At 62.4% G+C, this 9,593-nt stretch carries 7 protein-coding genes; 3 read left to right on the top strand and 4 right to left on the bottom strand.

The features are described from left to right. On the bottom strand, positions 1 to 434 hold a 434-nt coding region (locus tag RI03_RS16395), incomplete at its 3' end, for a helix-turn-helix domain-containing protein (protein WP_238542420.1). A 189-nt stretch (positions 435 to 623) separates the two neighbouring features. Here RI03_RS16395 and tnpC point away from each other — a divergent pair. Both tnpC and RI03_RS16385 read left to right on the top strand, forming a co-directional pair. Beyond that, on the top strand, positions 624 to 1,907 hold the full coding sequence (tnpC, locus tag RI03_RS16390; protein WP_010218666.1) for an IS66 family transposase: 1,284 nt from the start codon (positions 624 to 626) through the stop codon (positions 1,905 to 1,907). A 256-nt stretch (positions 1,908 to 2,163) separates the two neighbouring features. Next, positions 2,164 to 5,499 carry a S41 family peptidase gene (locus tag RI03_RS16385; RefSeq protein WP_010218665.1) on the top strand — a complete coding sequence of 1,112 codons (3,336 nt, stop codon included), beginning with the start codon at positions 2,164 to 2,166 and terminating at the stop codon, positions 5,497 to 5,499. A gap of 41 nt (positions 5,500 to 5,540) precedes the next feature. On the opposite strand, the gene RI03_RS16380 is transcribed toward RI03_RS16385, so the two are convergent. From RI03_RS16380 to RI03_RS16370, 3 genes are all read right to left on the bottom strand, one after another. Further along, the gene (locus tag RI03_RS16380) at positions 5,541 to 6,275 is read right to left on the bottom strand and encodes a LytR/AlgR family response regulator transcription factor (RefSeq protein ID WP_010218664.1); all 735 of its coding nucleotides are present in this window, start codon (positions 6,273 to 6,275) and stop codon (positions 5,541 to 5,543) included. After that, complete coding sequence (locus tag RI03_RS16375) at positions 6,275 to 7,309, bottom strand: sensor histidine kinase (RefSeq protein WP_170318390.1); 1,035 nt, start codon at positions 7,307 to 7,309, stop codon at positions 6,275 to 6,277. Before RI03_RS16375 ends, RI03_RS16380 begins: the two co-directional genes overlap by 1 nt. 170 nt (positions 7,310 to 7,479) lie before the next feature. Beyond that, positions 7,480 to 8,436 carry an AraC family transcriptional regulator gene (locus tag RI03_RS16370; protein ID WP_026046799.1) on the bottom strand — a complete coding sequence of 319 codons (957 nt, stop codon included), beginning with the start codon at positions 8,434 to 8,436 and terminating at the stop codon, positions 7,480 to 7,482. 59 nt (positions 8,437 to 8,495) lie between these two features. Here RI03_RS16370 and RI03_RS16365 point away from each other — a divergent pair, with 59 nt between their 5' ends. Next, positions 8,496 to 9,383: an SDR family oxidoreductase gene (locus RI03_RS16365; protein ID WP_010218661.1), complete on the top strand. Its 888-nt coding sequence runs from the start codon at positions 8,496 to 8,498 to the stop codon at positions 9,381 to 9,383. The last annotated feature ends 210 nt before the right edge of the window (positions 9,384 to 9,593 follow it).

The following is a 9,593-nucleotide window of genomic DNA, read 5'->3' as shown; positions in this document are numbered from 1 at the left end:
AGGTCGCGGCTCAGCGTCTGCTTGCTGACCGACACACCATATTCGTCGAACAGCCACTGGATCAAATCGACGATCCGCCAGCGCACCACGCCATGCGACGCCGGGACCGGGCCCTGTTCGATGATCTCGGCAAGCGCCCGCTTATGCTCTGGGCCAAGCACTGGACGGGGACCGGGGGCTTTGCCGTCGAGCAAGCCGTCGGGCCCGCTGGTATTGAAGCGCAGCACCCAGTCTCGAACCGTCTGCAAACCAACGCCGCCGACCTGTGCCGCCGCGTGCCGCGCACCACCATCGTAAATCACCGCCAGCGCCAGCAGCCGCCGGACCTGATTGGCGTCACCGCTCAAACGCGCCAACCTTCGAAGACCAGACCCGTCGAAATCGTCCCTTAGCCCAACCGCTGATGCCACCGCCAACCTCCCACCGTTTGCGATGTTGAATCAGATCATGACCGACTTGGGAATCCCCGGCGCTGAGTCAGGCTCCGAGGGACTTGGTATAACACCTATGCCGAAAGACCACTCTGGACTGCCCCAAAATACCGCTGACGTCTTAAACGACGCTGGCTCGGAGTAATTACCCACCCCCTTGCGGCTGAGCGAAATCACTGATTCAACGGGGTCATGGGCCGTCCCGATCTCGAGCGTCTGAGCCGCGAGGAGTTGATCGAACTGGTGCTGCGCCTGCAGCGCCCTGCGAAGACGTCGCGGACATCGTCGAAGTCGCCATCGACCGACCGCAAGGAGCGCCGCGATGCATCGCGGCCCGGCGGTGGAAAGCCAGGGCATCAGGGACATAGCCGGATACTGAGCGAGGCATTCGATCGCGCGATTGATCATCGTCCGGACATCTGCACCGGCTGTTGCGCGGCACTGCCGGCCGATCTGGCTACCGAGACGATCAGCGAGCACGACACGATCGAACTGCCGCCAATCACGCCCGTCGTGGAGCGCCACAGGCGGCTGGCGGTTCGCTGCCCATCGTGCGGGATGCGCGTGACGGCCGCGCTGCCGGACGCGGCGAAGGGGACGCCGTTCGGCGCGCGGATCCATGCGATCGCGACCTATCTGAAGACCTTCCAGGCGTTGTCCTACGAACGGCTTCAGGGGGCGTTTGCCGATCTGTTCGGTCTGACGATCAGCCAGGGCGGTCTGATGAACATGCTCCGTCGTGCGCAGGCGCATTTTGCAGGCGGCCGCGATGACGCCGTATCGGAGCTGCGTCAGGCAGCTGTGGTCAGCTCGGACGAGACCGGGGTGCGCATCGAAGGCAGCAACGCGTATCACTGGGTGTTCCGGTGCGATCAGGCTGTCGTGCATACCGCCGCCCCGACCCGCGGCGCCATCGTAGTGCGCACCATGATGGACGGGCATCGCCCCGACGTCTGGTGCTCCGACCGCTATGCCGCCCAACAGGGTCATGCCGATGCGCACCAGGCTTGCCTCGCCCATCTCGCGCGTGATGTCGCCTACGCGCTCCAGAACAGTGAAGACTTCCTGCCGATGCGGCTCAAACTATGGCTGAACAAGGCGTTCGGACTGGCGGAAGGCATCAGCCGTCTGGCGCCATCGACGATTGCCACAAGACGACGCGCGCTCGAACGAACCATCGACGACATCATCACGACGCCCACGTCGTGCGAGCTGACGATGAAGCTTCGAAACAGGTTCGCCCGCGCCAGGGAGCAGCTCCTTACCTTCGCATATTGGCCCGGCAAGGTCGAACCAACCAACAATGCCTGCGAGCGCGACCTTCGCCCTGCCGTCATCCAGCGCAAGATCACCAATGGCTATCGCGCCATGTGGGCTGCTCAGGGGGAAGCTGACATAAGGACCGTCGTCGCCACCGCGCGGCTTACGCCTGGTACCAACATCTTCGGTACCATCGCTACTACCCTGGGCGCATGAACCTTCCCAGACCGGGGGGTGGGTAATTACGGCTCGGACCCGCATGCGAGGCACGATCATACTATTTGAAACGCCCAGATGCCCTTTGGCAAGGTGCGACAACAACCCGCTAACAGTCCAGTTAGCCGCCGGAGCAGGTGCCCGCTTTGCGACGAAGCTGCTCCGTATGCGACGAGCGCCGGTCACTAACGGGATGCTCAGTCCGTAAACGTCTTCGCAATTAGACAACTCTCGCGATCCGAAAGCGAATCGAATTATGCGCAAAACCAGCTTCATCCGCGGCATCGGACTTTTCGTTGCTGCCGGCCTGGCAAGTACTGAGGCGAAGAGCGCCGTAACTCCGCTGACCCGGTTCCCCAATAGCAACGGGAAAGACATCGTCTTTTCTGCACGTGGCCATTTGTGGGGGATCGGGATCGCCGGCGGCCGGGCCACGGCGATTACGCACGGCGATGGATATGAGTTCGCACCGCGCTACTCACCGGACGGCAAATGGATCGCCTTCACCGGCAATCGCGGCGGTGTGCAGGACGTTTATGTCCTGCCGGCGGCGGGAGGTGTCCCGCGCCGGCTGACGACGCTTCCCGCTGCACCACTCAATAACGGCGTGCGCCGCACAAATTCCGAAGGCCTAGTGGTGGCTTGGACGCCTGACTCGTCGGCCGTGGTGTTCCTGTCGAGACGCTTGGCGTGGAACGGCCTCTATCGCCCCACGATGGTGTCACTCGCCGACGGCGCGGTCACGCCTTTGCCCGTGGACCGAAGCGGGTATCTCAGCTTCGGTCCGGATGGGCACAGCTTCGCCTTTACGCGCACTTTCACTGAGTTCAAGACGTGGAAGCGCTATGACGGCGGGCAGGCTGAGGACGTCGAGGTCTATGATCCGACGACGCGCAAGATCACCCGCATCACCGGTTGGAAAGGACTGGACGGCACGCCGATGTGGGTGGGGCGGCGCATCTACTTTGTCAGCGATCGAGATTCGAGGCGTCGCGCCAATTTGTGGGTTCATGATCTCGACACGGGGAAGGATCGTCAGCTCACGCACTTCGTCGACTTCGACATCGACCTGCCATCCTATGGCGGTGGCCTGATCAGCTTCCAGCAGGGTGGCCGGCTATGGACGTTCGACGTGGCATCGGGACGGCTGCGCGCCGTTGACCTGACGGTGCCCGACGATGGCGAGCGGGTCCGTCCGCGGACAGTCGCGGTGAAGGATCTCATCCGTGAACAGGACACGGGATACGCAACCGAGTACGCTCTTTCACCGACCGGCGATCTCGCCGCATTCTCGGCAAGAGGCGACATTTTCCTCGTCGCGGCACTAAATGGCGCCGCTCGCGACATCACCGCAACAAGCAATGCGGACGAGGATCATCCGGCATTTTCTCCGGACGGCCACAACATCGCCTACACCAGCGATGGGAGCGGCGAAAATCAGCTGATGGTGCGGCCGGTGGATAATGGCCGCGCCCGTCAGCTTACCCATTTCAGTTCCGGCTACCTCTACATGCCAGTGTGGTCGCCTGACGGACGATGGATCGTAATACCGGATGGTACGCACCGGCTTTGGCTGGTGGCAGTGGACGGCTCGCAACAGCCCAAGGCGGTCGCCGAAGACCGCGAGCATTTCATGCATGAAACCGATCAACAGGACGCCGCTTTCTCGGCGGACGGTCGGTGGCTCGCTTACAGCGTGGCACGACCGACGCGCATGCGCGAACTGCACCTCTACGAGATCGTCACCGGCCGCGACACGACGCTAAGCGCGCCCGACGAGAGCGACTATCGTGCAGCTTTCTCGGCGGACGGCCGATATTTGTATTTTGTTTCGGACCGGCATGAGGTCTCAGTTCAGTCGGATCGCGAGACGGCGGCGGTTCAGGTCAAGTCACAGGGCATCTACGTCACGGCATTGGCAGCCGGAACGCCGCCCCGGTTCGGGCCGACTGGTATCAGCGTCGCGGGCGCCGCGACCCCGGGCGAGTTTCCACCCTTCAAGGTCGACCTCGCCGGCCTGATGCAGCGCGCCGTCCCGGTCCCGGTGGAGGCAAGTCATCTTGTTTCGTTGGAGGCGCGCGCAGGCGGTATTTTCTACACAACGCAGGCGCCGGATACGCTTAACGGCAGCTTGCCGGGAGAGGCTGCGGCACTGCATTGGCTGGATCCGGCGACCGGCCAGGACGTGATTGTTGCCGAAGGGTTAGATTCACATGCCCTGTCCGCCGACGGGCGTCGCGTTCTGTATAGGGCCGGCGGCGACTGGATGACGGCAGCGACGGAGCCGGGCCACGCACCGCCGACGAAACTGTTGCTTGATGAGATGCAGTCACGGATCGACCCGCGACAGGAGTGGAAGGAGATGTTCGAGAACGCCTGGCGGCTCGAGCGCGATCTATTCGTCAACCCGAACATGAATGGAAACGATTGGACGGCGGTGCATGATACCTATGCGCGTCTGCTGCCCAAAGTGGCAAGCCGTGACGACCTTAACTTCCTTATTGGCGAATTGATTGGCGAATTGTCCAGTTCTCACACCTATGTCGGCGGGGGTGATTACGGACAGGCGCAAGCGGGCATCGGACCCCGCTTTTTAGGCGCCGACTACCAGTTGGATGCAACCTCGGGTCGATATCGCATCGCCAAGATTTACACCGGCGACAACACCCGTTCCGCCTATCGCAGCCCGCTCGCTTGGCCTGGCCTCGACGTGCAGGAAGGTGACTATCTCACCGCGATCGACGGGCGACCGCTCTCTGCTCTGAACACGCCCGATGCGCTGCTCGCGGACAAGGGAAAGACCGTCTCCCTATCGGTGGCCCGTACTTCGGACGGTCCAGTCCACGACGTCATCGTAACTACGGCATCAAGCGAGACGGCGCTGCGTCGGCTGGGCTGGGAGCGCAATGAACAGGCCCTAACTGAGCAGCTTTCAGGGGGACGCGTCGGCTATGTCCACATTGCCGACATGCAGAATCTCGGCATGGAGGGGTTCGTCCACCAATTCTACGGCCAGCTAGGCAAGGAAGCCCTGCTGATCGACGAGCGCTTCAACGGCGGCGGCAACACCGACCAGATCATTTTGGAGCGACTCCGCAGGGTGCTATCCAGCATGCAGACGCTGCGGGGTCGCGCACCACAGACGCAGCCCGACCAAATACAGGTAGGTCCTAAGGCGATGCTGATCAACCATTTCGCCGGTTCTGACGGAGACGTATTCCCGTATCACTTCCGTGCTTATGGCCTCGGCCCGCTGGTGGGAACGCGGCCGTGGGGCGGGGTTCGCGGGATTGAGTGGTTCTGGCCGCTACTCGACGGCGGCTACGTCACCGTTCCGCAAATCACCTTCTACGACACCAAGGGGGACTGGATCCTCGAGAATCACGGTGTTGAACCGGACGTTCAAATCGAAGACCGTCCGTGGGAGGTGGTGACCGGCGGCGACGTACAGCTCGAGACGGCGGTCGCCCTGCTCATGCGCAAACTGCCGCCGGAGCCGGGCCGTCCGCTGGCCGCCCCGACAACATCGAACTATCCGCCCGAAGGCGAGGTGACCCCCGCTTCGGTAGGGGTGAGCGCCTCGCAACGATAATCGGGAACGGCAGGGAGGCGCGCCAGATCCGTGCTAACTATTCAGCCGCGACGCTGCCTGAGGAGCCGTGAAAGATGGCCGGCATAGGACGGGCCGACCGACAGCGAAGGTCCGTCTGCGAGCTGAAGACGGACGATGCCCTTGTCCGGCCGGGATATGCCTTGGACATGGTCAATGTTGGCAAAGGCAGATCGATGGATGCGGGGAATCGTGTCCGGCAGCCGTTCCGCCATCTCCGCCATCGTACTGCGCACGATGTGGCTTTTGGCCGCGGTGTGGATCAGCACATAGTCACGCGCAGCCTCGATCCAGATCACGTCGGCCAGCAAAACTTCACGGCCGCCAAGCGGCCCGGGAACATGAAGGATAGCGCCGGCGGCCACAAGCTGCTGCTGCTGCCCGCGCAAGGCCGCCTTCTCCGCCAAGCGTCGCTGAGCCCGCGCGATCGCCAAGCGCAACCGATCGGGTCGAACGGGCTTCAGGAGGTAATCGGTGGCTTCCACGGCAAAGGCCTGCGCTGCATAGCGATCGAACGCGGTGAGGATCACGATCTGCGGCGCATCGGGTCCGCCGAGCGCAAAGGCAACCTCGATACCATTCAAACCCGGCATCTCGACATCGAGCACGACGAGGTCGGGGCTAAGGCGCCGCGCCTCTGCCAACGCAGCACCGCCCTCGCCTGCGGTGCCAACGATCTCAATGCCCTCGATCTCCCCGGCCAAGCGCTCAAGTCGGCGGAGGGCGAGCGGTTCATCCTCGACAAGGAGTACCCGCATCAGCCCACCTCATGGGTAGAAGCACGCCGGATAGGCATGCGGAGCGTGGCGACGAAGCCGTCTTCCAGCCGGTAGGTTTCGAGCCGACCACGCGCACCGAATTGCGCCTCCAGCCTCGCCTCGACGTTCCGCAGCCCGACGCCCGTCCCTGCGGTCTGCCGGAATTGTCCGTGCGGCGACCCGCGATCTTGCACCGTCAGAACGAGGTCGCTTTTGACCAGCCTTGTCCGGATTGAGATCAATGCCCCCCCGCTCGATGGCGCAACGGCATGCTTGATCGCGTTCTCGACGATTGGCTGCAGGATTAGGCTGGGAACGAGAAGGCAGGCTGTATCGCCGGCAACATCGTAGGTGACCCGAAGCCGCCCGCCGAAACGCACATCCTCAATGTCCAGATACGCCTGGATAGTCTCGAGCTCCTGGGCCAGCGGCACCAGTACCTGCGGTTCATCGGACAGGGTGACACGAAGGAATTCCGCGAGCCGAGCGATCATCTCCTCTGCGGCTTCATGCGCGCGTTCCTCGACGAGCGTCGCTATGGCGTTCAGTGTGTTGAACAGGAAGTGCGGGTTCACTTGGAAACGGAGCGCGGCGAGCCGCGCTTCTACGAGGCGGCGCTGTTGGGACGCTGACGCACGCATTGAGGCGATCAACGCGAGCACGAGCACTTGAAGCCCGAACAACAAGGTGAAGTAGACCCAGTTGTAACGACGGACGAGAAGGGCCGAAAGCGATAATATCGTCACCTTCGGCATGACCTGAATCCAGCTGTCGAGCAGCCATAGCGTGGTACCAGCGGCAGATACGATGACCGCCAATGCTGCCGTCCGTGCGCGCGTTTGACGCAATGCTCGGTTGGCGAGCGATGTCACCGCAAACGAAAGACAGATCCCGCAGCAAGATGTGGCTGCCTGCCTGATAGCCGCGGCAGGCTCAGCTGGCGGAACTATCGACAGCAGCGCTCCGGCAAAGGTTACGGCCGCCCACATCGCGACAATTAACCATTGTGGGTTACTGGCATCGCGCGCGAACATATTTCCCATTTCCGATCATCATCGCGAACCCTCAACAGACCGCTGACGATAAGCGGCGGGACAAGCAACCTCCTACGACAACCGAGAGTACGATCTTGCCCTGAACCGAGCATCGCAAGCGTACCGGCGGCAACGCGCTTTTAATCTAGCGATCACATTGCGAGTCCGCTTTAGGCGGCAAGCGCAGACCGATGCCTATACTGACGTGGCGTACAGCCCATCTCCCTGCGGAACGCGAACACAAAGGCGCTATCCGACTCGTAGCCGAACTGGCCGGCAATCGATCCGACCGGGTCGGATGAAGCAACGAGTCGATCGGCTGCAAGCAACATCCGCCAGCGGATCAGATATTCCATCACCGCGACCCCCACCTTTTCTTTGAAGCGAAGGGCGAACGACGAGCGTGACATACCGGCGCGGTCGGAAAGCTCCTGCACAGTCCATCGATGCCAGGGCTGCTCGTGCATCGCTGTGACGGCGCGGCTCAGCTTCACGTCGGACAGCGCAAACAGCCAGCCTACACCTTTGCCTGTATCGCGGGTAACATGCAGCCGCAGGACTTCGATTAACATCGTCTCGGCGAGATGCTCGGTCACAAGGATGCTGCCCGGTTGCGGAACGCGAAGCAGCGCCATCATCCGATCGAGATACGCCCGCAGCGCAGCGCGATCCTCGCCACTGCCGATGTGGAGCACCGCCGGTAACACATCAAGCAGGATGTTCGCAAAATCCTGCCGGAACGTGAAGATCGCCCCAAACAGGCAGCAGCCTCCGCCACCGCGAAGCGATAGCACGCGGCCGTTCAGCGGTCCGTCCATTTCTTGATAGATGTCGGTTGGTATGATGGCGGGATCGCTCGTCAACGAAAAGCGCTTACCATGCGGCATGGCAAAGAATTCGCCCTCGCTGACCAGGATCGGGTTCGATCCATCGGCCAGCGATAGCCAGCACTGGCCGGATACGACGGCAAAGCACCGGAAGGCACCATCCGCTTCGAAAGAGTAAGCCCATGCGCCGCCCATATCCAGCCCGCCCGACATGAAACCCCGCGTTCTCACGAGCGAAAGCACATCGGACAACGGATCTGACCCGAGCTTGGACGACCTCGATATTAAATCGGACTGCATGATGTAGAAACTATGCGATTGCTGGTCCAGATCCAAGGCAGAAACATAGAGGATCTGCCATGCGCGTATTCGTTACCGGAGCGACCGGCTTCATCGGCACGGAACTTGTGAAGCAGTTGATCGAGGCAGGCCACCATGTCCGCGGTCTCACACGCAGCGATGCCGGTGCGGAGCAGTTGCGCAAGGTTGGTGCATCTCCACATCGCGGAAGCCTGGAGGACAAAGGGAGCCTTCGTGGCGGCGCGACCGGCATGGACGCCGTGGCGCACCTCGCGTTTGGCATCGACATGTCGAAGTTCGCGGAAAACTCGGCGCTTGAGATCGAGGCCATCGAGACGCTGGGGTCGTCACTCGAACCAGGCAAGCTCATCATCGTAACATCGGGCCTCGCAGCGGTCGCCAACGAGCCGGGGCACCTCCCCAAGGAGACCGACCCCTCCGGCACGCCGCCTTCGATCCCGCGCCGTCCCGATCAGACGGTGCAATTACAGGCGGCAAAAGGGCTCCACGTCGGGATCGTCCGCATGTCGCAGATTCACGACACCCACAAACAGGGGATCGTCCAGTTCCTGATCCAGATCGCGCGGGCGAAGGGCGTCTCCGCTTACATCGGTGACGGCGCGAGCCGCTGGGCAGCGTGTTCGCTCGCCGACACGGCGCGCCTCTTCCGGCTCGCGCTGGAAGGGAACGCCGCGAACGCGACCTATCACGCAGTGGCGGAGGAAGGCGTGGCTCTGAAGGAGATTGCGGAAGCGATCGCAAAGGGCCTCGATGTACCGGTCGTGTCGCTCGACCCAGAGGAAGCGGTAGGGCATTTCGGACCGATCGCCCCGTTCGTCGGCATGGACCTCCAGGGTTCGAGCGAGTTGACAAGGCAAGCACTGGCTTGGGCGCCGAACGGGCCGGGGCTGATCGAGGATCTGACGAACATGAACTACGCCGTCTGACACTGCACTAGCTCGATGTGGCGCTCTGGAAAGAGCGGACCCGCAACGGCAAATGAACAGGATTTGGGATGACGCGACAATCTGGATGCGCCGGTGACAAAGCAGGCCATCGGAACGCCGGCGCGGTGCTGAGCGTGGCGGAGTAAAATCCGGCCGTTGGTAAGGCTGCTTCTTTTTGGGAGCGGCCGGGGATGTTTGCCGTGGAGAGCT

This window comes from Sphingomonas sp. PAMC 26621 (assembly GCF_000251145.1).
Taxonomy (GTDB): domain Bacteria; phylum Pseudomonadota; class Alphaproteobacteria; order Sphingomonadales; family Sphingomonadaceae; genus Sphingomonas.
Note: the sequence above shows the minus strand (reverse complement) of the source record. Positions and strands in the feature narration are given on the sequence as shown.